Below are 21,994 nucleotides of genomic sequence, written 5' to 3' on the forward strand. Positions count from 1 at the left end.
CTGAACTCGACTGTGTCGGGCCTGGTTTCACGAACCGTGCTCAACGACAGTCTGATTCGCCCCGGGGACTTCCACGGCGCGAAGTACTACGCCGATCTCGCCCCCGACGACGTCTCGCGTCACCTGCTCGACACCGTCGCAGCCTGTTTCGAGGACGTCCGGGACGAGGTCGATGCCTCGGTAGCAGCGGTTCTCGGCTCCGACCGCACACCCACGTGGTCCGGCTGGGCATCGGTGGAGAAGGTCCGCGAGGAGTACGGCATCTCGCACGTCAATTTCGTCAAACCCGGCGTCGGCGAAACCACTCGGGTGCTGCTGCGTCGTGTCCCGTGGCGAGTACTGGTGCGCGAGGCCGATGCACCCGAGCACGAACACATCAGGATGCTCGCTGCGGCCAGGGGAGTGCCGGTGGATGTGGTTCCCGACCTCGCATATTCGTGCATGGGGCTGATCAAGAACGTGTCGAGTGGGGACGCGTCGTGAGCGCTCTCGTCGCGGTGGATCTCGACCGCACGATGATCTTCTCCGAGGGCGCACTCGGTGTGCCCCTGGACGATTCGGTCGAGTGCGTGGAGCTGTACGAGGGAAAGCCGTTGTCGTACATGTCTTCTCGTTCGATCTCTCTGCTGCGCGAGTTGAGCGAGAATGTTGTGGTCGTGCCGACCACGACACGTACCATCGAGCAGTTTCAGCGGATCGCACTCCCGGGTGCCCCGTGGCGGTACGCCATCACCAGCAACGGCGGCAACATTCTTGTCGACGGCGAGCCGGACATGCACTGGCGCAACGGGTTCGAGTTGAACCTGGCCGGCATCGGTGCCGAGTTGAGATCGAGGGTCTCCGAGGACTGGGTCCTCAAGTACCGCGAGGCCGACGGCCTGTTCTGCTACCTGGTGGTGAACACGGCGGCCGTGCCCGAGGGCTTCGTCGCGGAGTGGTCGCAGTGGTGCGCCGCTCGGGAGTGGAACGTCTCGCAACAGGGGCGCAAGATCTAAACGATGCCCAACGCGGTGTGCAAGAGCTCTGCGGTGGCCGAGGTTCGGAGCAGGCTGATACAGGACGGCACCCTCGACGCCGATGCCCGAGTCCTCGCCGCAGGTGACGGTGCACTCGACGCCGAGATGCTCATCGCGGCCGACGCCGCGATCCGTCCGCGGCACGGCGAACTGGAGCTGCTCGGATTCACTCGACCCGGGTTGACCGTCACCGACTCCTCCGGTGTCCGGGCCAGCGAGGAAATTCTCGAATGGCTGCGGAACCGAACCGCCGTGCGCCGCGTCTAACTGTTCGTCGGGGAGGCAGACGTAGGGCAAGGGGTGGGCATGACGGATCCGTACGAGGAACTCGCAGCGACGATCGACAACATCGTCACCAGTGCGTTCGTGACGCCGATCGGCCCCGAATTTCTCGGCTCCGTTCTGAATGCGGCATTCGAGAAGGCGAACGTCGCCCTCGACTACCGCGGCGAGTTCGAGCCGGCCGAAGTGGTCATCACGGAGGCGTTCGAGGTGATGCCGCACGAGCAGATCGTGGCCATGGTGAAATCGCTGGGTACCGAAACCATCGGGGAATCGTCCAAGAACTGGAACGACTTGTCCGCTGCCGCGAACAGCGGATCCGACGGCTTCCGGTCCGGCATCGAGGCGGCCATGACGTCGGGCTGGTCGGGACCTACAGCCGACGCCGTCCGCGGCGGTGTGGGCGACTACGTCTCGTCTGCGAACGCGCTGTCCACCTCCATGAGTCTGATCAGCAACAAGTTGCTCGAGGCGCACTCCGGTTTCACGCAGACGAAGTCGAGGATGCCGCCGGTGGTTGCGGGAGCCGAAAACAGCTTGATCGATTCCCTGCTGCCCATTCCCTTCGCCGCGAAGGAGGTGGTGTCGGCCCGAGAGGAGCAGCAGGAGGAAGCACGGCGAATCATGCGCTCGGTCTACGTACCAGGGGTATTGCAGTCCGATTCCGAGGTCCCGGTGCTACCGGCAGCGCACAACCCGGTCGTTGACGGTGGCGGTTCCGACGGCAGCTGGGGACAGTTTGGTTCTGCCGGGGGCGGAGATGGGGGTATCGGGTCGACTTCGCCCGGCGGCTCCGGTGCCGAGGGTGGGGCTGACAGGGCAGCGCAGGCGCAGGCCGGCGGCACTGGGGCTGCCGAAGCGGGTCGGAGCGGTAGTGCTGCGTCGGAGCAGCCAGGGTCGAGCGGTTCGGGTTCCCTGCTTCCGGCCGACCACTCCGGTGAAACTCGTGCCGCAGCGGCTACCGGGCCGGGTGCTTCCGGCAGTGGTGCGGGTTCCGGGGTCGGCGCAGGTCCCGGCGGGGGGTTCGGCGGAACAGGACCGGGCGGCAGCGGCTTCGCAGGATCCAATGGTTCCAGCTACGGCGGCGGTGCGGGATACGGGTCCGGATCCGGGGGCAGTTCCGGTACCGGATCGGGTTACGGCGGCTCGATTCTCGGCTCTCCGATCGGCGGCGGCACGGGCGGGATCGGTGCGGGCGGCAGCGGGGCGGGCGGCAGCGGTGCGGGCAGTGCAGCTGCGGCGTCGGCCGGCCGCGCGGGAGCACACGGCATGCCGGGAATGGGTGCCATGGGCGCAGCAGGCGCACGGGGAGCCGGCGACAACGACGGAGAGCACGCCGTTCCCGGCTACCTGGTCGATGTGAGCAACGGCAGCGAGCTGATCGGCGATCTACCCCTGGTCGCACCTCCGGTACTCGGCGGCTGACGGTGACGAAATGGACCATGCCCGGCATCGACTTCGTGATGCTGTGCAGTCGATTCGGACGCGACCGACTGCCTTACCCCCTGGCGGTCACCATCGACGTCGCGACCGTGGACGAACTCCGACAGTTGCGGAGCGAGGCGTCGGCGAGGATCGACGCGATGATGGACGAGAAGCTCGGCGCAGCCGTTCGGACCGTCGTCGACCCGATCGTTCGCATCGAATGTCGCGGCGAGACAACCGATTCTCGTCACGACATCGTGCGCAGCCACGCGGCGATTCGCCACGACACTGCCGCGGTGCTCACTCGAGAGCCCGGGCCCGACGCCTCCTCCGACGGTGTCGTCACCGTCGAACTGACCGGCCCGGCCCATGCCCCAGCCGTCGTTCTCGGATCCGTACCGAACATCGCTGCAGGCCGTCGACCGGCCGAGCGACTCGAACGCGTCACTGCTGCAACGACTTCGGGTGGGTCGCATCTGTCCACCGCAACCCGGGGTGCGACGGCGGACGAGCGGTTCCGGTCGTTCTTCGACCGCCCGCGGTCTGCAGTCGGCGAGATCATCGTCGCGCGCGGCCCGACCTACGACAACCGCCGCGACACCGATGCCGTCTCGTTCTTCTGGATGGACTTCGAACACGACGGCCGGTACATCGTCCACTCCGCGGAAACGATCGACATCGCGCCCGCCGATACTGCCGGCCTGGCGTCGGAGATCGGACGGCACGTGGCACTGGCGCTGAGGCGGTGAGGACGGCCCACTCTTGACACCGTATCGATTTTCGATAGGTTATCGATATTCGTTGTTATCGACTATCGATATGGAGGCGGCGGGATGGTATACGGAGTGGGCTCGGCACGGGCGAACAAATGGACGATGGCCTTCTATGCGGCGGCAGCTGTGATCTGGACCGGTCGGAAGATGTGGGAATACCGCTCCTCGGACCACGTCAGCGCAACCGTCACGCCTATGGAGGAGTCGCCGACGCTCGACCTGTTCGGCGGACAGTTGCAGCCAGGCAACGTCATCGAGCTCAGTGTCCCCAAAAGCGACGTCCAGCGGCTCATCGGGATGATCGACTTCATGAGGTACGGCGAGATCGTGGCCGGCGGAATCCTCATCCTGGTGGGAATCTTCTTCGCGTACCGATTCTTCGACAATGTCATCAAGGAGACCCCGTTCAGCGTCGGTGCCAGCATCGACCTGGTCGTGGTTGCTGCCTGCCTGGTCCTGTACCCGGTCATCACCGGAGGGCTTCGGGTGATGAGTACCAACGCCATTCAGGCCGCACTCGAAACAACCGAGGTCACCGATACTGCACGAAGCTTCGGCTCGGTCTGGCTGGCCTTGATCGTCGCTCTGGTCCTGCAATTCGTCTACGCAGTTCTCCGGCAAGGCTCCAAGCTCGCTCGCGATGCCGATGGTCTGGTCTGATGGCGGAAGAGTTCGTCGACCATCTCGTCGTCTGTCATCTGGGCGAGATTCTCGACGCCCGCGGTATGACTCTCGCGGAACTCTCGCGTCTCGCCGGGGTCAGCGTCGTCAATCTGTCGGTGCTCAAGAACGACCGCGCCAAGGCCATCCGATTCTCGACGCTCACCGCAGTCTGTCGCGTCCTCGGCTGCACACCCGGCGACCTGTTCACCCTCCGCGAGATCTGACGTCCGCCCGATCGCAGCCACACCAGTCGGACAAATCGAACAAGTACATTGGATGACGGTAACCAGCACTACGAGAGAGAGTCCATCACATTGTCTGCTCCGGCCGGTCAACCGTTGTCCAAGGGTCAGAACGGCCCCCTCACCGTCGGTGACGTCGTCGTCTCCATCTCGCTGGCCGTACCTGCGGACCTGTCCGCGCTACTGGTCACCGACGCCGGAAAAGTACGCACCGACGCCGACTTCGTGTTCTTCAACCAGCCCACCGGCCCCGGTGTTCGCCTCGAGCCCGGCCAGGGCGGACCGGCCCGGCTCGCCGTGTCGCTCGCTGCAGTGCCCGCCGACATCGAGCAGATCCGCGCGGTCATCACCCTCGACGACGCGTCGAGCAACTTCGGGCGATCCACCGCCCCCGTGGCGCGGGTGAGCGATACAGCCGGAAATGTGTTGTACGAGTACACAATCGATGGCCTCAGCTCGGAGTCCATCGTGATCGCGCTGGAGATCTACCGCCGTCAGGGAAGTTGGAAGGTGCGAGCCGTCGGGCAGGGCTACGCGGGCGGGTTCGCCGCCCTGGTGACCGATCACGGTGTGTCCGTGGACGACGCCCCTGCTCCGACACCTGCCGCACCGACACCTCCTCCCGCTCCCGTCACTCCACCGCCGCCCGCTGCCCCGCCGGCACCGCCCGCCGCCCCGGTCCCCACCGAGGCTCCGGAAGTCAGCCTCACCAAGTCCAAGCCCGTCAGCCTCACGAAAGGCCAGAAGGTCACCCTCCGCAAGGACGGCGGCGTGGCGCTGACGGTCATCCGGATGGGTCTCGGCTGGGACCCGGTGACCACTCCGAAGAAGGGCGGATTCTTCGGCGGCGGCGGCCGAGCTGCGAACATCGACCTGGACGCGTCGGCGATCATGCTCGCCGACCGCAACGTCAACGATGTCGTCTACTACGGGCAGCTCAATGCCAAGGACGGCTCGATCGTGCACCAGGGTGACAACCTCACCGGCGAAGGCGAGGGCGACGACGAGGTGATCGTGGTCGACCTGACGCGGGTACCCAAGCACGTGACCGGCATCATCTTCACGGTCACGTCGTACCGCGGTCAGACGTTCGAGCAGGTCGCGAACGCATTCTGCCGTCTCGTCGACAACACCACCAACACCGAACTGGCCCGCTTCACCCTGCAGGGCGGCATGCCGTTCACCGGTCTGGTGATGGCGAAGGTGTACCGCCAGGGCAGCGAATGGAAGCTCCAGGCCATCGGCGACGGTATCCAGGCCAAGCATGCCGGTGAAGCCGTCAAACAGCTCGGCCGCTATATGTGACCTTGCGGGCAGTAGTCGTCCGATCTGCAGCGCCGTCGAGCACGCCACCGAGCGGGTCGACGGCGCTGCCGTTTCGAATGAGATCCTCCGCCGGACGGTAGATCTGCCGAACGATCAACGCGCACAATCCGATCACGGCGACATCGCGCACCACGACGGTCGCGGTGAACCACTGTTCGGGTAGACCCTTGTTCTCCACACCCAGGTAGTAGTACATCCGCGGGAACCAGACGAAGGCGTCGATCGTCATCCACGCCAACAGGATTCGACGATGTGGCAACGCCAGTACGGCCAGCGGAACCAGCCACAGCGAGTACTGCGGACTCCACACCTTGTTGGTGAGCAGGAACCCGGCCACCACCAGGAACACCAGCTGCGCGAGCCGCGGCCGCGTCGGTGCCGTCGTGCCGATGTACGCGATCAGCGCACACACGATGGCGAACAACACGAGCGTCACGGCATTGAGAACCAACGGTTTGTCGCCCGGGTACAGGGGACCGTCGAAACCGGTCCAACCGGTGAACGAGGTGACGACGTTGTACAGAGAATCCGGGTCCGCGCCGCGCTCGGAATTGAGCCGGAAGAACTCGTACCATCCCGACGGATACAGCAGCGCCAGTGGAAGATTGACCGCCAACCAGGCACCGATCGCCGCACCGGCGGTGATGCCCCACTCGCGCATCTTTCCGGTGCGCCAGCACAGCACCAGCAGGGGCCCGAGGAACAGCAGGGGATAGAGCTTGGTGGCACCGCCGAGACCGATCAGAACTCCGGCCAGCACCGGCTTCTTCTTGGCCCATGCCAGCAAACCGGTGAGCGCGAAAGCCGTTGCGAGAGCGTCGAAATTGGTGAATCCGTGCACGATCACCAGAGGCGAAGCCGCCACGAGGGCCGCGTCCCAGATGCGGCGTCCGGCGGCTATGGCGGTGGCCCACACGGTGACCAACCAGGCGACGGCCAATCCCAGGGCAACCACGTTGAAGTAGACGACGACCGGCAACGCCTGCGGCAGGAAACTCAGTGAGTTCCATGCCTTTCCGACGACCATCGAGCCGTATTGGTAGAGCCCGGCGAGCACCGGGTACTCCATGTACCGAATCTGACTCGACCCGTCGGCCTTGGTCTCTTCCCAGGACTTCTTGTACGGGAACGCACCTTGATCGAGTCGCTCCGCCCCGTACAGCGGCACGGTATCGGAGTAACACATCGCCACGTACTGACGACTACCGCTCCAATCGAGTCCGAGCTCACCGCCCGGTCCCACCGGTGCCTGTTGGATACACGCGGCCTTGGCGAACCAACCGAAGCAGAGAAAGACCACCGCGAGCAGCAGAATCACCCGGAGCGCAGTGAACCAGCGCTGCCGACCGATGACCGCGTGCTTGCCGACCGGACCGCCGATGACCGAGGACAATTCCTCGGTCATCGGGTCGGTACGACTGGGTAGATCGCGGTCCGCAGCGCTCGCCGAATCGAGGCGACCGGGGCTCGCCACGGCTCGACCCTTGCGGTCGGGTTCGGTCGTCACCGCCGCGTCGCTACTGCCCGGGCGCTGCCGGTTCGGGCGCTGCCGGTTCGGGTGCCGCCGGTTCGGGTTCCGCAGGCTGCGCCGGTGCCAGTCCGGGAAGCGGGATCGTCACGCCGGGCAGAATCTCGACCTGCCGCGGAGTGATGACGACCGGCGGCGAGATCTCCGTCGGAATCGGCAGGGTCACCTGCGGCGGAGCTGTCGATGGTGCCACCGTCGTCGCCGGAGCGGGTGCCGAGTACTGCGGCACACCGGCCTGACCCGCGATGGCCTCGGGCGTCGGGAAGGTCTCGTTCGAGGTGCCGTCCAACGTGCCGTCCATCGTGTCTTTCCAGATGTCCGACGGTAGGCCCGATCCGTAGATCGGTCCGCCGTAACTGTTCTCGAGCGGCAGACCCTGCTCGGTGCCCACCCAGACGGCAGTGGACAGCGACGGCGTGTAGCCGACCATCCAGGCATCCTTGTTCTGACCGGTGTCTCCGAGCTGAGCGGTACCGGTTTTGGCTGCCGACTGGCGACCGCCGGCGAGGTTGTGACCGTTGGAGTAGCCGGCGATCGGACGCATCGCCGAGGTCACGTTGTCCGCAACCGCAGCCGAGACGACCTGTTGGCCGGCTTCGGGAGCCCGGTCGAGCAGCACGGTGCCGTCGGCGGTGACGACCTTCTGCACGAAGTGCGGAGTGTGATAGACGCCGGACGCAGCCAGTGTCGCGTAGGCAGAAGCCATGTCGATGACGCGAGACTGGTACTGGCCGAGCACGACTCCGTAGTTGGGGCCCGCGTTGTCGGGCTCGGTGAGGGTGGGCCCGACGCCCTCGATCTCCTGCGGGATGCCGAGCGTGTGTGCCATGTCCGCGATGGCCTGCGGACCGTTGTCCATGCTGAGCATCATCCGGTAGAAGCTGGTGTTCAGTGAACGCTTCAGCGCCTCGGCGATGGTGCACGTTCCACAGGAAGCGCCCTCGACATTGCTGATCTCGATGCCGTTGACGTCGAGCGGGGAGCTGTCGTACATCTTCGACAGCGGAATGCCCTGATCCAGCGCGGCGGCAAGACCGAACACCTTGAACGAGGATCCGGTCTGCAAGCCGGACTGGGCGAAGTCGAATCCTCGACCGTCCGCACCGCCGTAGTACGAGCGAACCGCGCCGGTGCGTGGATCGATCGACACCGACGCCGTCCGCAGCTCCGAGGGCTCGCCCTCCATGTTGCTGTTCACGGCCTCGACCGCGGCCGCCTGAGCGTTCGGGTCGATGGTCGTGGTGATCTGCAACCCCTCGGTATTGAGGTCCTGGTCACTGATACCCACCGCCGACAACTCTCGCAGCACCTGGGCCTTGATCAAGCCGTCCGGCCCGGCATCCTGAGCATCACCGGTGTCGACCTGCGCGCTCGGGACCACCGCCGGGAACATCATCGACGCCCGCTGGGTCGCATCGAGCTGACCCTGGGAGACCATGCCGTCGAGCACGTAGTCCCAACGCGCTTGCGCGCCGGTGGGGTTGAACTCGGGATCGAGATTGGAGGGTTGCTGGATGACGGAGGCGAGAACGGCACCCTCCTCCACCGACAGCTGGTCGACGGACTTGCCGAAGTACGCCGTCGACGCGGCGGCGATGCCGTAGGCACCGCGACCGAAGTAGATGGTGTTCAGGTACGCCGCGAGAATGTCGTCCTTGGACCACTGCCGCGCCATCTTCGAGGAGATGACGAGCTCACGCATCTTTCGGGTCAGCGTCCGATCGTTACCGACCAGCGCGTTCTTGACGTACTGCTGGGTGATGGTCGAGCCACCGCCGGCACTGTCGCGTCCGAGCACGTTGTCACGCAGAGCCCGGCCGAAACCGGTCACCGAGAATCCCGGATTGGAGTAGAAGTCGCGATCCTCGGCCGAGAGAACGGCGTTGCGCACGTGCTCCGGGATCTGATCGATCGTCACGTCGGTGCGGTTGCCCTCGGGTGGCACCACCTTGCCGAGCACACTCGAGCCGTCGGCCGCGAAGATCGTGGCGACCTGGTTGGTTCTGATGTCGCCGGGACGCGGCACGTCCTCGACGGTGTAGGCCACCATGAACGCCAGGATCGGCACGATCAGACCCAGGGCGATCAACGCATACATCGTGCGTCGAACGACCCGCCACTTGGACTTCTTCTTCGTTTTCGCGGCGGGACCTCTTTCGGGCGGCTCGGGCGGTTCGCTGCCCGAGGAGAGAACTGATGGATCGTTCGGTTCGTGGGGTGGTGGCACAGCGCCGGACCGAGTCACGCCCGTCGGGGCGGCGGATCGCACTGGAGGCGCGATGGGCGGCTCTCCGTACCGACGTTCGCCGTAGGGACGCTCGCCCGCGGGACGTCCACTCACCGGATCCACCGGCGGTCTGCCCTGAACGGGCCGGCCCTGCGGGGGCATGGGAGGGCGGCCCTGCGGGGGCATCGGACGCTGACCGGAAGGGGGACCGGGTCGCTGGCCGGGAGGAGGCATGGGAGGACGACCCTGCGGCGGCATCGGACGCTGACCGGGAGGAGGTCCCGGTCGCTGGCCGGGAGGGGGTACCGGTCGCTGGCCGGGCGGAGGCATCGGGGGACGGCCCTGCGGCGGCATCGGACGCTGGCCGGGAGGGGGTACCGGGCGACGCCCGGGTGGGTCGGAATGCCGGCTGCCGCGCGGCGGCCCGGGCACGTCGGGACGCCGTCCGGAGTCGCTACGGCCCGGTTCGTTGCTACCCGGATTGTTGTCGTAGGGGGAACTCACGTACGAATCTCCAGTAATTTCGGCGGCCGCGTCGAATTCTCGGTGGATGGGATCAGCTGAGCGATTGTGTCACTCACTCGCTGTTCGACGGTTCGGTTGACGGGAACCCGATCGCGGACGACGGGGTTGCTTGGGCGCGGGGACGGCCCCGAGGACATAGGACTGGACGAGGTGGTTCCAACTGCACGACCTACACACCTCGACCACGTGGACCGAGAACTCCTCCTGGGTCGCCGCGAGACGGACGAGTTCGTCCGCCGTTCTCGCCGACCCGGACAGTGCCCCGAGCTTCTCACCGAACACCCAGGACACCAGCGTGAGCTGCTCCTTGCGGCAGATGGGGCACACCACATCGCTGCCACGTCCGTGGAACTTGGCGGCGCGAAGAAGGTACGGATCCGCATCACAGACCGCTGCGACGCCCGTCCTTCCGGAGTACACCTCGGCCAGCAGCGACCGACGCTGAAGGGCGTAGTCCACCACCTGTCGCTGAAGTCGCACGAGGACCAGAGTACGTGCGGCCCCTCCGATGCGGACCTGCGAACCCCGCCTCGACGGCGAGCAGGGCCCATTTCGGCCCTCGGAAACTCCGCTCCACCTGTGCCGACGCGGTCTGCCCCTCGACGCAGGCGAGAGACGCAGATCGCACCGACGTCGATTCGGTGTGAGCTCCGGTCCCTACACTTGCTCGCATGTCGGCCACATCGGGCATCCACGTGCGCCCCCGACGACACGGCGACCTGACCACTCTCCTGCCCATCCTGCAACGTGCGCACGAATTACACCGTTATCCCGTGCGCGCAGCGGCGGTGCGAGCCGACTGGCTTGCCCCACCGAACGAACTCGCGGCCTGGGTGGCCGAGTCCGACGACGCCGTCGTCGGCCATGTCGCGCTGCACTCGACGGCAGCACCGGGAACCGATCCCGGCGCGGACGACGCAAGCGCGCAGTGGCGGCGAGCAACGGGGGTGGCTGCTGATCGACTCGCTGTGGTGTCGCGCTTGGTCACCGACGGTTCCGTACCGGGCAGTGGAACGACTCTGCTTGCACACGCGATCGATGCTGCGCGCGATGCAGGGCGCGTGGCGGTTCTGCTCGTCGAGCCGAGTAGCGCCGCCCTCGGCTTCTACCGCAGGCGAGGGTGGCAACAGATCGGGACGTCTGCGCAGCAGTGGGGCGAGTATCGAGTCGATGCCGTGCTGATGGTGGCACCGTCTCGCTGAGCCGACTGGCCACGTGCACGTTCACCCGCGCTCGGTCACGCCGACAGTGCAAAAAACGCACACACCACTGCACCGCAGAGACGTACGCGGTCCGCCGATCGCAGCCGACTCATCAGGTGTTCGTTGCGTCCCGCACGCCCCAGTTCGCCATGGGTGGGGGCAGCCACGAAGGCAGTCGCCGACGCCGAGACCGCCGCGCCGCCGATGCTCGTCAAGACAACCGCATCGATCGGCCCGGACACCAACACCCACAGACACGCAGCAGCGAGCAGTCCGTAGACCGGCCCGACGACGAGGGTTATCCGACGCGAGTGCGTCGTGGGCACGCGACCAGTCTTCGTCCGGAACCTCCGCCAGCGCCGGATAGACGACGCCGGTCACCACCATCTGAAAGCCCAGGTGGAGGGCCGCGGCGGCGAGAAGCGCGTCGACCGGGGTCATGTGTCGCACGATACGTGCACGGCCGAGTTGTCAGAATATGTATCGGCGCGATACATTCTTCGATAGTGCGGTCAATCGCATCGTCATGATGTGATCGTTGGATTCGAGAAGGGGGAGTTGCATGCTCGAGCTCGCAATTCTCGGACTGCTTCTCGAATCACCCATGCACGGTTACGAGCTCCGCAAGCGGCTGACCGGCCTGCTCGGAGCTTTTCGAGCGTTTTCGTACGGATCGCTGTACCCGGCACTCCGTCGACTACAAACCGACGGTCTCATCGCCGAGGACGCCGGTCCCGACTTGCTCGTGAAGAGACGAGCAAAACGGGTGTATCAGCTCACCCCGCTCGGCAGGGAACGATTTGCCGAACTGGTGGCCGACACCGGACCGCAGAACTACACCGACGACGGATTCGGCGTACATCTTGCCTTCTTCAGTCGGACTCCCGCGGAAGCTCGAGTCCGCATTCTCGAAGGCAGACGTCGCCAGGTCGAGGAGCGCCGAGAAGGCCTCCGCGACGCTGTGGCCAAGGCGAACGGGACACTCGACCGCTACACCCGGCAGCTACATCAGCTCGGTCTCGAATCGAGCGAACGCGAGGTGCGCTGGCTCAACGAAGTCATCGCAGCCGAGCAGGCCGACCCCAACCCAGCACCGTCCCGCACAGCACCAAACAGGACAGTCAAGACAGAAGGAGAACCCGACCATGGGTGAGAACAACAACGCAATCCGCGTGGCCATTGTGGGTGTGGGCAACTGCGCCTCATCCCTGGTCCAGGGTGTCGAGTACTACAAGGACGCGGACGAGAACGCCACCGTCCCCGGCCTCATGCACGTCATGTTCGGCAAGTACCACGTCCGCGACGTCGAGTTCGTCGCCGCGTTCGACGTGGACGCCAAGAAGGTCGGCTTCGATCTCTCCGAGGCCATCTTCTCCAGCGAGAACAACACCATCAAGATCGCCGACGTACCCCCGAAGGACGTCCACGTCCTCCGCGGACCGACCCTCGACGGCCTCGGCAAGTACTACCGCGAGACCATCACCGAGGCCGACGGCGACGCCGTCGACGTAGCGCAGGCCCTGCGCGACGCCAAGGTGGACGTGCTCGTGTCCTACCTCCCCGTCGGATCCGAAGAAGCCGACAAGTTCTACGCACAGGCCGCCATCGACGCAGGCGTCGCCTTCGTCAACGCGCTGCCCGTCTTCATCGCCTCGGACCCCGTCTGGGCCAAGAAGTTCGAGGACGCAGGCGTCCCCATCGTCGGCGACGACATCAAGAGCCAGGTCGGTGCCACCATCACCCACCGCGTCATGGCCAAGCTCTTCGAAGACCGCGGCGTGCAGCTCGACCGCACCATGCAGCTCAACGTCGGCGGCAACATGGACTTCCTCAACATGCTCGAGCGCACCCGCCTCGAGTCGAAGAAGATCTCCAAGACCCAGGCCGTCACGTCGAACCTGCAGAAGGAATTCAACGCCAAGGACGTCCACATCGGACCGTCCGACCACGTCGGCTGGCTCGACGACCGCAAGTGGGCCTACGTCCGCCTCGAAGGCCGCGCCTTCGGTGACGTTCCCCTGAGCCTCGAGTACAAGCTCGAAGTGTGGGACTCGCCCAACTCCGCAGGAGTCATCATCGACGCAGTCCGCGCCGCGAAAATCGCCAAGGACCGCGGAATCGGTGGACCGGTCATCCCGGCTTCGGCCTACCTGATGAAGAGCCCGCCGAAGCAGCTGGCCGACGACGTCGCTCGCGAGCAACTGGAAGCGTTCATCATCGACGCATAAATGCCTGCGACAGTGGTGTGACTGAGTGCCTGCGACGGCACTCATCCGCGCCACTGCCCCCGCCCGCCAGTCCACTCGATGTGACATTGACCCCCGAAAAGGTCACTGAATGTCACATCGAGTGGACCGGTGGGCGTTCGTCTATCCGGCCGCGGTGATTTCTCGTGGATCGAATGTCACCCGGATTTCCCTGATTGTTCCGTCCTCGATTCGCTGCCAATTGGCGGTGCTTGCCGGGGAGGCGATCGACGTGTGCAGATCGAACCACGTCAGTACGTTGGGGCCGTCCACGAAGACGTGGGTGATATCGATGTCGGTGACGATCTCCGACATTCCTTTCAATCCCGCCACACATTCCGCGCCGTTGGCCGCTGTGCCCAGTGGTCCCCGGAATGTCGCGTCCTCGTGCAGGATCGACGCCAGGGTGTCGAAATCTTTGCTTTTCCAGGCCTCGAAGTAGGTTGCGGCAACTTCTTTCGGTGTCCGTGTCATGACCTCGAGTCTCGAGCGCACCGGGTCAGAAGTCCAACAGTTGCTTCCGATGACCATCAGAAGTTCTACTCATAGCCGCAGCTGAAGCTAGCGAGCTATCGTGTGCTGGTGGCCATCGATCCCACGTCCAAGCATCCGGTCCTCGAACGCGTCCGCGCGCTGGCCTTCGCCTATCCCGAGGTGTCCGAGAAGATCTCCCACGGACGGCCTACCTTCCGCACGTCCTCGGTCTTCGTGTACTTCGGCGGTGGCGTCAAAGGCGGCGACCAACACGACCTCTCGATCCTGGTCAAATGCGAGAGCGCCGAGGAACAGCGTGCCTGCGAGCTCGAACCCCGGTACTTCCACCCCGCCTACCTCGGACCGGCCGGCTGGGTGGGATTCGACCTCTCCGACGCCGACGACGACGTCTGGGCCGAGGCCGCCGAACTGATCGACTGCAGCTACCGCGTGACTGCCCCGAAGCGCAACGTCGCCAGACTCGATGCCGGTGAGGGTCCGAATCTGGATGTTCAGCAGTGGAACTGAGGCAGCTGGAGTACTTCGTCGCCGTGGCCGAGGAAGCGAACTTCACCCGCGCCGCTGCCCGAGTTCACATCAGCCAATCCGGCGTCAGCGCCCAGATCCGCGCGCTCGAACGAGAACTCGGTGCCGAATTGATCGACAGATCCGGCGGTACAGCAACATTGACCACCGCAGGCCAGGCCGCGCTGGCACACGCCCGTGCGACTCTGGCCGCCGCCGACTCGGTTCGGCAATCCGTCGACGATGTTGCCGGACTTCTACGTGGATCCGTCCGGATCGGCATGGTGACCGCGTGCACCGTCCCACAACTGTTCGACGCGTTGGCCCGCTTCCGTTCGGCGTATCCTGGTGTCGAACTTGCTCTGCAGGAGGGTAATTCGGATCGTCTGGTAGCCGATGTGCGCTCAGGGGAACTGGATCTCGCACTGGTCGGCGTCGCGGCTCGGGCCCCCGACGGACTGGAATCGATGGTGATCATCGAGGAACGAATCTGCGCGGCCGTGTCACCGAACCATCCGTTGGCATCGCTCGAGCGGGCGACGTTGGCTCAGGTGAATCACTACCCGGTCGTCTCGCTTCCCGTGGGTACCGGAGTGCGGGCGGTGTTCGACCGTGACTGCGCCGGAGCGGGGCTGCCGCCGTCGATCCCGTTGCAGGCCAGCGCTCCCGACGCAGTCGCCGACCTCGCTGCACGCGGCCTAGGGGTGGCAATTCTGAGCGCATCGATGCTCGATACCTACGGCGATCGACTGACTGTGGTGGAGCTGGCGGACTCGACCACAGCAGCGCTGTTGGCTCTCGTCTGGACCCCGAAACCGAACGCCGCGTCGGCGAGGTTGGTCTCGATGACGCTGGATGCCTTCGGTTCCACCGCGATCTGAACCGGATCGATAACCGGAGTCGTTCGGCGCACAGGTCGGGACTTCCTACCCCAGCGCCCGGTGCCGATGCGAACCTACGGTCGAAGACATGAAAACTCCCACCTTCGGTCAGCGTCTTCGCTACGACGTCGGCGGCGTCCTCCCGGACGACCTACGGGATTGGGTCCTCCACGACCTGACCGGACGTGGATCCACTCCGCGCTATCTGGCCCGATTCCTCGTTCCACTGGCCGCCGTGCTCTTGCTGTTCCTCCTGTTTCCAGGGCCGAACTGGATTGCGGGTCTGATGATGATGCTGATCTTCGTCCCGGTCGTCTACTTCGCCTCCGCACTGCATCTGATCTATCGCGCGTTCCGGCTCGGGCAACACGGGATCGACGCAGCCTCGATTCCACGCGCTACGCCCAGTGCGGAACGCGACCGCAAGACCTACGAGGCCAACTACAGGCACCCGTGACCACCACACCCGATACCCGACCGAGAACAGCACAGGACGAGGAACCCATGACCAGCACCCAGACAGAGCCCGCGACCGACGTCGGAATGCCACGAATCGGAGACCGCGCGCCGTCGTTCACCGCAGTCACCACGCAAGGGCCCATCGATTTTCCCGCCGACTACCGCGGAAATTGGGTCATTTTTTTCTCGCACCCCGCAGATTTCACACCCGTCTGCACCAGTGAGTTCATCACCTTTGCCTCGATGGCAAACGAATTGCGTGACTACAACACCGAATTGGTCGGACTGTCGATCGATGGTCTGTACAGCCATATAGCGTGGTTGCGCACGATCAAGGACAAGATCAGTTTCAACGGGATGTCCGGTGTCGAGGTCAAATTTCCTCTGGTCGAGGACATCTCGATGGACATCGCCCGGGCGTACGGCATGATCATGCCCGGCGAGAGCTCGTCGAAGGCAGTGCGGGCGGTGTTCGTCGTGGACCCGAAGAGTGTGGTGCGCGCAGTCATCTACTACCCGCTGAGCACCGGTCGGAACTTCGACGAGATCCTGCGTCTGATCAAGGCACTGCAGACCGCAGACGCATTCGACGTTGCGACGCCGGCAGATTGGCGCCCGGGCGACCCGGTCATCGTGCCACCGGCCGGTTCGTGCGGTACTGCCGCGGACCGAATGGACGGTGCCGATTCCGACGTGGAATGCCAGGATTGGTTCTTCTGCACACGGTCGATCAGTGCAGAAGACATCGAAGGTGCCATCCGCGCACGCTGAGAGTCAGCGAATCTTCTTGACGGTGAACCACAGTGCGACAAGCAGACCCAGCAGCGCCAGCGACGGCAGTACGCCGGGATCACCTCCGATGATCCCGGCGACAGCGAACCCGAGCGCCACCAGCGCGAAGAATCCCAGAATGCCCGCCAGCAGCTGCAGATGATCCTGTGCCGTCACGACTTGACGCCGCCTGCGGTCAAGCCCGAGATGATGCGGCGTTGGAACAGCAGCACCATGATCACCAGCGGGATGGCCACGATGGTCCCGGCGGCCATGATTGCCGCATACGGCACCACGAGCGGATCGTTGCCGGTGAACCGCGCGATGGCCACGGTCACCGGCTCGGTGCTGTCACTCGAGAGCTGACTCGCCAGCAGGTACTCGTTCACCGCTGCGATGAACGCGAGGATGGCGGTGGTGAACAGGGCAGGTGCGGCAAGTGGAAGCATCACCAATCGGAAGGCCTGGAAGCGTCCGGCGCCGTCGATCCGGGCGGCTTCTTCGAGCTCCCAGGGCAATTCGGCGAAGAACGCCGCCAGCGTGTAGATCGTCAATGGCAGTACGAACGAGATGTTCGGGATGATCATGGCCTGATAGCTGCCGATCCATCCGATGTTGGTGAAGAACTGGAACAGCGGGGTGACCAGCGCGACGACCGGGAACATCGAGGCACCCAGGATGATGCCCGTCACCACGTATTTGAAGCGAAAGTCGATGCGCGAGAGTGCATATGCAGTGAAGATGCCGATGGTCAGTGCGATCAGCGTGGTCGCGCCGCCGACGATGAGGCTGTTGCCCACCGCCCGCAGAAAGTTGTTGCCGTTCGCGGTCGACAGGGCATTTTCGAAATTTTCCCACGTGACATGCGTCGGCCACGGCGTCGTGTCGAAGGTGTAGCGCGGGTCGCGGAACGCGGTGACGACCATCCAGTAGAACGGTGCCAGCCCCCAGACGAGAATGACGACGACGCCGAGATAGATGCGGGCCTGCTTCATCGGCCGGCCCCCTTACGCTGAGTGTCCTGCGTGGCAACGGCATTGGCACCGAGGAACTTGACCAAAATGAACGCCACTACGAAGATCATGACGAACGAGATGGTCGACAGTGCCGCAGCGCTGTTGAATCCCTGCCGGATCTGCTCCACCACCAGGATCGAGATGGTTCGCGTGGCGGGATTGCCTTCGGTGAGGATGGCGGGAAGGTCGTACATCCGCAGCGCGTCCATGGTGCGGAACAGAATTGCGACCATCAGCGCGGGCTTGACCAGTGGCAGCGTGATCTTGGTGAAACGCTGCCACGCCGACGCGCCGTCGACGCGAGCTGCCTCGTAGACGTCCGCCGGGATCATCTGTAGCCCGGCCAGGATCAGCAGAGCCATGAACGGCGTCGTCTTCCAGACATCGGCGATGATGACCGCGAAACGCGCCGGCCACGCGTCACCGGTCCACAGAATGTTCGTTCCCAGAATGCGATTGGCGATACCGTCGTACGCGAAGATGAAGTACCAGAGCTTGGCCGTCACCGCCGTCGGGATGGCCCACGGGATCAGGATCGCGGCGCGCAGCAGGGCCCGTCCGGCGAAGGTCTTGCCCATGATCACGGCCATGGCGAAGCCGATGACCACCTCGATGGACACCGTCACGACGGTGAAGAACGCGGTGTTGCCGACCGCGCCCCAGAACTGAGAACCGAGAGTTCCCGGCGGGCAGGGCACCAGCGTGCCCGACGCCGACGTGCATTGCTGCAGTATCCAATGCGTGTAATTGGCGAAACCCGCAGAGCCGCCGGAGACGAACATGCCGGTGGCCGGATCGAGACCGGGATCCTTGGAGAACGACATCACCAGAGCTCGAACGACCGGGTAGACGATGACGATCGCGAGGATCACCAGCGTCGGTGCGATCAGCAGCCAGGCCCGACCAGGCGTCAGGCCGAAGCGCTTGTTCTTGGACCGCACATGCCGACCGCGGCCGGGGGACGAGCCCCCGGCCGCGGTGGTTGCGCCGGCCCCACTGGTCACACCAGCAGGTACAGCCATTGGTTCTCCCGAAATCAGTTGGCGCCGGCGGTTTCGATGCCGGCCTGCATGTCCGTGATCGCCTGGTCGACGTTCTTCTCACCCTTGATCGCGGCAGACACGTTGTCCTGCACGGCCTTCGATACGGCCGGGTAGAACGGGGTCACGGGACGCGGAACTGCATTCTCGATGGATTCCTTCAGTGCGGGAAGGTACGGCATCGCGGCGATCAGTGCGGGGTCGTCGTACAGCGATGCGAGCACGGGCGGCAGTGCACCCTCGGCGATGATGCGCTGAGCCTGCTCGCCCTGCAGGAATCGCAGGAAGTCGGCAGCGGTGGCCTTGTTCTCGGAGTACGCGCTGATCGCGGCGTTGTATCCGCCGAGCGTCGAGGTGCCGACTCCGGTGACTCCGGGAAGCGGTGCGACCGAGTACTTTCCGGCCACAGTCGATCCTTCCTCGGCCGCGGTGCCGTAGACGTACGGCCAGTTGCGCAGGAACAAGGTCTGACCGTCCTGGAATGCCTGCTGGCTCTCGGACTCCTTGAACGTGGTGTCCTGAGCGGGAATGACGCCGGTCTCGAACGCGGTGACGAGGGTCTGCAGTCCTGCCCTCGCCTCCGGGCTGTCGACGGTGGGGGTCTTGCCGTCCTCGGCCACGATGGATCCGCCGTGCGCATTGATGATCTCCGACGCGTTGGCCGTCAGACCTTCGTACGGGGCGAATTGCCCGGCGTAGCAGTCGATGTTGTTGTCCCGGGCGACCTGGCAGTCCTCGGTGAGCTCGGCCCAGGTGGTGGGCGCCTCGGGGAGCAGATCACTGCGGTAGTAGAGCAGTCCACCGTTGGTGTTCTTCGGTGCGGCGTACTGCGTGCCGTTGTAGGTCGCGCTGGCGACGGTTGCGGGCAGAACGCCTCCGTTGTCGAGCGCGAATTCGCCCTCGAGCGGCACGAGCCAGCCCTTGGCCGCGAACTCGGCGGTCCAGACGACGTCGAGTGCCATCACGTCGTAGTCGCTCTGCTGAGCCTGCAGCTGCTGGACGAAGTCGTCGTGGGCCTGATCGGCGTCGGCGGACTGCTCCTTGAAGGTGACCTGCTCGTCGGGGTGGCTGGAGTTCCACTCCGAGATGATCTGCTGGACGACACCGGTCTCGGTGGCGTCCTGGCCCTCTACATAGGTGATAGGTCCACGGCCGTCGGCATTTTCGGATGCAGCACCCGAATCGCCGCCCGAACCGCTGTCGCTCGAACATCCGGTGAGCGTCAGCAGCGTGGCTGCCGTTGCAACCACCGCCACCTTCGTGATCAAAGACGCCATTGTTCTCTCCACTTACTTCTACGCGGTGGTATGTGCCCGGAGATGGGCACGCAGAATCTCGCTGTGATGCTCCCCCCGACACATATGTCGATGGGTACTGTGGCACACATCGCACCGCGCAGTGGTCGTTATCGCGTTCCTGAATCGGTCAACCAGGACGTGTCGTAAGGGGCCGGTAGCCTTTCGCTCATGAGTTCGGACAAGATGCTGACGCGGATCGGCGGGCTGCTGCGCCAGGCCGAGTCCACCGACAATCCACACGAGGCCGAGGCCTTCATGGAGGCAGCTCAGCGTCTGGCCACGTCGGCGTCGGTCGATCTGGCAGTGGCTCGTTCGCACAGCGCGTCACGGGAACGGCAGGCGACACCCAGCCAGAAGGTGATCCCCATCGGAGAACCGGGCAAGCGTGGACTCAAGACCTACGTGCACCTGTTCGTGTCCATCGCACACGCCAACGACGTCCAATGCGATGTGTCCCGATCGTCGACGCAGGTGTTCGCCTACGGTTTCGACTCCGACATCGAGACCACCGAAGCCCTCTACTCCTCGCTGCTGATCCAGATGGTGCGAGCCTCCGACGCGTACATCAAGTCCGGTGCCTACAAATCCGAGACGGCCATCCGTACCGTCACCGCGATCAAGAATCGCCGACGCTACACCCGGCGCGAGGAAGTGCCGGTCGCTGCGGTGACGGCGCGGCTCAACTTCCAGACCGCATTCGCGTCGCGCATCGGTCAACGACTCGGTGACGTGAAGAAGGACACCGAGGCGAAGGCCATCGCACAGGAGCAGCAGGGCGCTGGTACGGCGCTTGTGTTGCGCAACAAGGAGATCGAACTGCGCGACTACTATCGACAGACCTCGACCGCGCGCGGACACTGGCGCGGCCAGAGCGCGAACGCCGGCTACTCCGAGGGTGCCCGAAAGGCCGGAGATCGAGCGGGGCGAAACGCGAAGATCGGCGGTCATGCCGAAATCGACGCCGCGAGCCGGCAGTTGGGTCGCTGACTACCGAGTTCGCGGCGATGCCGCGAACACCGGCCATCCGATTTCCGTGCGCCACTGCGTCGAATCGTCCGTATCGCGCGGCCCGACGGCGTAGACCTCACGAACCGGCCCCGCGATGGCCAGGCCGTTGGTCTCCACGTAAATCCCCAGAGCGCCGTAGGTGACGTCGATATCGTCGTGGGGCCCATGATGGACCGTCACCGCGAGTTCGGTCGGCTGCAGCGTCATCGGCCGAATTCTGTTCAGAGAGAGCGTATGTGCGATGGGGACATAGACGGTCATGGCCCCGCGCCCCTCGGTGAACAACTCGTTGTCGTACAACCCACCCGGTGGTCCGGTGTTGTCGGAAACGGCTGCGTCGATCTCGGCCATCGCGTCGGAGTACCAGTCCAGCACCTCGGACGCGTCGACCATCTCGGAAATTGCTGCGACAGAGCACTCTTCGGTGAGGATGCGTCGAACCTCGATGGTCGGTGGCGTCGGGTCGAGGAGTCGCCGCAGGGCCGTGACCGCTGATCGGGTGTCGTCCAACTGCCGCTCGAGCCGAGTGAGGTGTTCGGTGATCAGTCGGGCTCGGGCGTCGGGGTCCGGGGTGTGCATGATCGCCCGCACCTCACGCTCGGGCATCTGCATGGTGCGGAACCGGCTGATGACCTGCGCCGTGGCAACCTGATCGGTGTCGTAGTACCGATAGCCGGAGTAGTCGTCGACGGTCGCAGGCTCGAGCAGACCCGACTCGTGATAGCGCCGCAGCGTCTTGACCGACAGGTGCGTGATCCGAGAGAACTCACCGATCGTCAACAAACCGTTCATATCGACATTCTGACCCCTCCCCCTGCGGGAGAGTGAACACTCGCCTTGGGACAGGGGTGACACTCGGTTCACGGCCGAACTTCGATGCTGGGGATTCGGGTGTAGCCGGGGCTGGTAGCAAATGCGCGCGCATTCGCCAAGTGCGCGGGGAATCGCGTCGAATCGGAGACGAATCTGCTCGCGTATGACAAACGCGCGCGCATTTGCGGGGACTCCGGGGCGGCGGGGACTCCGGGGGTGGGGACTCGGGGGCGGGGGACGCTGGGGCGACGGGG

General features: G+C 64.9%; 24 protein-coding genes and 1 pseudogene. 15 read left to right on the forward strand and 10 right to left on the reverse strand.

Features of this window, described 5'->3' with window-relative positions; translation table 11 throughout:
• The 7 genes and pseudogenes from A2J02_RS04855 to A2J02_RS04885 form a co-directional block, all read left to right on the forward strand.
• On the forward strand, positions 1 to 483 hold a 483-nt coding region (locus A2J02_RS04855), incomplete at its 5' end, for a cysteine protease StiP domain-containing protein (protein ID WP_269454866.1).
• A pseudogene (locus tag A2J02_RS04860) lies at positions 480 to 1,283 on the forward strand (HAD family hydrolase). The gene A2J02_RS04855 and the pseudogene A2J02_RS04860, both read left to right, overlap by 4 nt.
• A 39-nt stretch (positions 1,284 to 1,322) precedes the next feature.
• Entirely contained in the window at positions 1,323 to 2,723 is a 1,401-nt protein-coding gene (locus A2J02_RS04865; RefSeq protein ID WP_068047481.1) for a PPE domain-containing protein, read from the forward strand.
• Positions 2,724 to 2,740: 17 nt separating this feature from the next.
• On the forward strand, positions 2,741 to 3,472 hold the full coding sequence (locus A2J02_RS04870) for an ESX secretion-associated protein EspG (RefSeq protein ID WP_156516096.1): 732 nt from the start codon (positions 2,741 to 2,743) through the stop codon (positions 3,470 to 3,472).
• Positions 3,473 to 3,556: 84 nt separating this feature from the next.
• Positions 3,557 to 4,156, forward strand: coding sequence for a DUF2975 domain-containing protein (locus A2J02_RS04875; RefSeq protein ID WP_231893747.1), 600 nt, complete (start codon positions 3,557 to 3,559; stop codon positions 4,154 to 4,156).
• Positions 4,156 to 4,383, forward strand: a complete 228-nt coding sequence (locus A2J02_RS04880) for a helix-turn-helix domain-containing protein (protein ID WP_068047485.1) — start codon at positions 4,156 to 4,158, stop codon at positions 4,381 to 4,383. Before A2J02_RS04875 ends, A2J02_RS04880 begins: the two co-directional genes overlap by 1 nt.
• A gap of 90 nt (positions 4,384 to 4,473) precedes the next feature.
• On the forward strand, positions 4,474 to 5,706 hold the full coding sequence (locus A2J02_RS04885; protein ID WP_231893746.1) for a TerD family protein: 1,233 nt from the start codon (positions 4,474 to 4,476) through the stop codon (positions 5,704 to 5,706).
• On the opposite strand, the gene A2J02_RS04890 is transcribed toward A2J02_RS04885, so the two are convergent.
• The 3 genes from A2J02_RS04890 to A2J02_RS04900 all read right to left on the reverse strand — a co-directional run bounded on the left by A2J02_RS04890 (position 5,681) and on the right by A2J02_RS04900 (position 10,487).
• Positions 5,681 to 7,132 carry a glycosyltransferase family 87 protein gene (locus A2J02_RS04890; protein WP_068047521.1) on the reverse strand — a complete coding sequence of 484 codons (1,452 nt, stop codon included), beginning with the start codon at positions 7,130 to 7,132 and terminating at the stop codon, positions 5,681 to 5,683. The two genes, A2J02_RS04885 and A2J02_RS04890, sit on opposite strands and share 26 nt — an antisense overlap.
• A gap of 112 nt (positions 7,133 to 7,244) precedes the next feature.
• Positions 7,245 to 9,353 carry a transglycosylase domain-containing protein gene (locus A2J02_RS04895; RefSeq protein ID WP_068047488.1) on the reverse strand — a complete coding sequence of 703 codons (2,109 nt, stop codon included), beginning with the start codon at positions 9,351 to 9,353 and terminating at the stop codon, positions 7,245 to 7,247.
• 702 nt (positions 9,354 to 10,055) lie between these two features.
• Complete coding sequence (locus tag A2J02_RS04900; protein ID WP_170944655.1) at positions 10,056 to 10,487, reverse strand: DUF5318 domain-containing protein; 432 nt, start codon at positions 10,485 to 10,487, stop codon at positions 10,056 to 10,058.
• A 191-nt stretch (positions 10,488 to 10,678) separates the two neighbouring features.
• Between A2J02_RS04900 and A2J02_RS04905 the strand changes: the two genes are divergently transcribed.
• Entirely contained in the window at positions 10,679 to 11,209 is a 531-nt protein-coding gene (locus A2J02_RS04905; RefSeq protein WP_068047494.1) for a GNAT family N-acetyltransferase, read from the forward strand.
• Between the two features lie 35 nt (positions 11,210 to 11,244).
• On the opposite strand, the gene A2J02_RS04910 is transcribed toward A2J02_RS04905, so the two are convergent.
• Positions 11,245 to 11,535 carry a hypothetical protein gene (locus A2J02_RS04910; protein ID WP_197477935.1) on the reverse strand — a complete coding sequence of 97 codons (291 nt, stop codon included), beginning with the start codon at positions 11,533 to 11,535 and terminating at the stop codon, positions 11,245 to 11,247.
• A 236-nt stretch (positions 11,536 to 11,771) separates the two neighbouring features.
• Between A2J02_RS04910 and A2J02_RS04915 the strand changes: the two genes are divergently transcribed.
• Positions 11,772 to 12,362 (forward strand): PadR family transcriptional regulator, encoded by a 591-nt coding sequence (locus tag A2J02_RS04915; protein ID WP_068047497.1) that lies wholly within the window; start codon positions 11,772 to 11,774, stop codon positions 12,360 to 12,362.
• A complete protein-coding gene (locus A2J02_RS04920) occupies positions 12,355 to 13,437 on the forward strand; it encodes an inositol-3-phosphate synthase (protein WP_032396939.1) in 1,083 nt (360 codons plus the stop codon). Before A2J02_RS04915 ends, A2J02_RS04920 begins: the two co-directional genes overlap by 8 nt.
• 141 nt (positions 13,438 to 13,578) lie before the next feature.
• Here the strand turns inward: A2J02_RS04920 and A2J02_RS04925 are convergent, their stop codons facing one another.
• Positions 13,579 to 13,929 carry a nuclear transport factor 2 family protein gene (locus tag A2J02_RS04925; protein WP_068047527.1) on the reverse strand — a complete coding sequence of 117 codons (351 nt, stop codon included), beginning with the start codon at positions 13,927 to 13,929 and terminating at the stop codon, positions 13,579 to 13,581.
• 108 nt (positions 13,930 to 14,037) lie between these two features.
• On the opposite strand from A2J02_RS04925, the gene A2J02_RS04930 reads away from it, so the two are divergent.
• The 4 genes from A2J02_RS04930 to A2J02_RS04945 all read left to right on the forward strand — a co-directional run bounded on the left by A2J02_RS04930 (position 14,038) and on the right by A2J02_RS04945 (position 16,565).
• On the forward strand, positions 14,038 to 14,457 hold the full coding sequence (locus A2J02_RS04930; protein ID WP_306437681.1) for an MmcQ/YjbR family DNA-binding protein: 420 nt from the start codon (positions 14,038 to 14,040) through the stop codon (positions 14,455 to 14,457).
• A complete protein-coding gene (locus A2J02_RS04935; RefSeq protein WP_068047502.1) occupies positions 14,448 to 15,335 on the forward strand; it encodes a LysR family transcriptional regulator in 888 nt (295 codons plus the stop codon). Before A2J02_RS04930 ends, A2J02_RS04935 begins: the two co-directional genes overlap by 10 nt.
• A gap of 88 nt (positions 15,336 to 15,423) precedes the next feature.
• Positions 15,424 to 15,792 (forward strand): DUF5313 family protein, encoded by a 369-nt coding sequence (locus A2J02_RS04940; RefSeq protein ID WP_068047505.1) that lies wholly within the window; start codon positions 15,424 to 15,426, stop codon positions 15,790 to 15,792.
• Positions 15,793 to 15,839: 47 nt separating this feature from the next.
• The gene (locus A2J02_RS04945) at positions 15,840 to 16,565 is read left to right on the forward strand and encodes a peroxiredoxin (protein ID WP_231893745.1); all 726 of its coding nucleotides are present in this window, start codon (positions 15,840 to 15,842) and stop codon (positions 16,563 to 16,565) included.
• Between the two features lie 3 nt (positions 16,566 to 16,568).
• On the opposite strand, the gene A2J02_RS28050 is transcribed toward A2J02_RS04945, so the two are convergent.
• From A2J02_RS28050 to A2J02_RS04960, 4 genes are read right to left on the reverse strand one after another with little or no spacing between them, the layout of a single operon-like run.
• On the reverse strand, positions 16,569 to 16,742 hold the full coding sequence (locus A2J02_RS28050) for a hypothetical protein (protein WP_176460445.1): 174 nt from the start codon (positions 16,740 to 16,742) through the stop codon (positions 16,569 to 16,571).
• Entirely contained in the window at positions 16,739 to 17,560 is an 822-nt protein-coding gene (locus A2J02_RS04950) for a carbohydrate ABC transporter permease (protein WP_068047507.1), read from the reverse strand. The genes A2J02_RS28050 and A2J02_RS04950 overlap by 4 nt, the downstream gene beginning before the upstream one ends.
• The gene (locus tag A2J02_RS04955) at positions 17,557 to 18,603 is read right to left on the reverse strand and encodes a carbohydrate ABC transporter permease (protein ID WP_176460444.1); all 1,047 of its coding nucleotides are present in this window, start codon (positions 18,601 to 18,603) and stop codon (positions 17,557 to 17,559) included. The genes A2J02_RS04950 and A2J02_RS04955 overlap by 4 nt, the downstream gene beginning before the upstream one ends.
• A gap of 14 nt (positions 18,604 to 18,617) precedes the next feature.
• Positions 18,618 to 19,898: an ABC transporter substrate-binding protein gene (locus A2J02_RS04960; protein ID WP_068047510.1), complete on the reverse strand. Its 1,281-nt coding sequence runs from the start codon at positions 19,896 to 19,898 to the stop codon at positions 18,618 to 18,620.
• A 189-nt stretch (positions 19,899 to 20,087) separates the two neighbouring features.
• On the opposite strand from A2J02_RS04960, the gene A2J02_RS04965 reads away from it, so the two are divergent.
• A complete protein-coding gene (locus tag A2J02_RS04965; RefSeq protein WP_068047513.1) occupies positions 20,088 to 20,906 on the forward strand; it encodes a DUF2786 domain-containing protein in 819 nt (272 codons plus the stop codon).
• Here the strand turns inward: A2J02_RS04965 and A2J02_RS04970 are convergent, their stop codons facing one another.
• Positions 20,907 to 21,719 carry a MerR family transcriptional regulator gene (locus A2J02_RS04970; protein ID WP_082898657.1) on the reverse strand — a complete coding sequence of 271 codons (813 nt, stop codon included), beginning with the start codon at positions 21,717 to 21,719 and terminating at the stop codon, positions 20,907 to 20,909.
• Positions 21,720 to 21,994: the final 275 nt, after the last annotated feature.

It is taken from the genome of Rhodococcus sp. EPR-147 (genome assembly GCF_001647185.1).
Taxonomy (GTDB): Bacteria; Actinomycetota; Actinomycetes; order Mycobacteriales; family Mycobacteriaceae; genus Rhodococcoides.

Excerpts from the sequence above, each read along its gene's own strand:
- A2J02_RS04960 (WP_068047510.1), bottom strand. The coding sequence starts at position 19,898 with ATGGCGTCTTTGATCACGAAGGTGGCGGTGGTTGCAACGGCAGCCACG.
- A2J02_RS04870 (WP_156516096.1), top strand. The coding sequence starts at position 2,741 with ATGCCCGGCATCGACTTCGTGATGCTGTGCAGTCGATTCGGACGCGAC.
- A2J02_RS04875 (WP_231893747.1), top strand. The coding sequence starts at position 3,557 with ATGGTATACGGAGTGGGCTCGGCACGGGCGAACAAATGGACGATGGCC.
- A2J02_RS04940 (WP_068047505.1), top strand. The coding sequence starts at position 15,424 with ATGAAAACTCCCACCTTCGGTCAGCGTCTTCGCTACGACGTCGGCGGC.
- A2J02_RS04880 (WP_068047485.1), top strand. The coding sequence starts at position 4,156 with ATGGCGGAAGAGTTCGTCGACCATCTCGTCGTCTGTCATCTGGGCGAG.
- A2J02_RS04925 (WP_068047527.1), bottom strand. The coding sequence starts at position 13,929 with ATGACACGGACACCGAAAGAAGTTGCCGCAACCTACTTCGAGGCCTGG.
- A2J02_RS04905 (WP_068047494.1), top strand. The coding sequence starts at position 10,679 with ATGTCGGCCACATCGGGCATCCACGTGCGCCCCCGACGACACGGCGAC.
- A2J02_RS04890 (WP_068047521.1), bottom strand. The coding sequence starts at position 7,132 with ATGACCGAGGAATTGTCCTCGGTCATCGGCGGTCCGGTCGGCAAGCAC.
- A2J02_RS04895 (WP_068047488.1), bottom strand. The coding sequence starts at position 9,353 with ATGTATGCGTTGATCGCCCTGGGTCTGATCGTGCCGATCCTGGCGTTC.
- A2J02_RS04945 (WP_231893745.1), top strand. The coding sequence starts at position 15,840 with ATGACCAGCACCCAGACAGAGCCCGCGACCGACGTCGGAATGCCACGA.
- A2J02_RS04955 (WP_176460444.1), bottom strand. The coding sequence starts at position 18,603 with ATGGCTGTACCTGCTGGTGTGACCAGTGGGGCCGGCGCAACCACCGCG.
- A2J02_RS04920 (WP_032396939.1), top strand. The coding sequence starts at position 12,355 with ATGGGTGAGAACAACAACGCAATCCGCGTGGCCATTGTGGGTGTGGGC.
- A2J02_RS04865 (WP_068047481.1), top strand. The coding sequence starts at position 1,323 with ATGACGGATCCGTACGAGGAACTCGCAGCGACGATCGACAACATCGTC.
- A2J02_RS04950 (WP_068047507.1), bottom strand. The coding sequence starts at position 17,560 with ATGAAGCAGGCCCGCATCTATCTCGGCGTCGTCGTCATTCTCGTCTGG.
- A2J02_RS04965 (WP_068047513.1), top strand. The coding sequence starts at position 20,088 with ATGAGTTCGGACAAGATGCTGACGCGGATCGGCGGGCTGCTGCGCCAG.
- A2J02_RS04970 (WP_082898657.1), bottom strand. The coding sequence starts at position 21,719 with ATGAACGGTTTGTTGACGATCGGTGAGTTCTCTCGGATCACGCACCTG.
- A2J02_RS04915 (WP_068047497.1), top strand. The coding sequence starts at position 11,772 with ATGCTCGAGCTCGCAATTCTCGGACTGCTTCTCGAATCACCCATGCAC.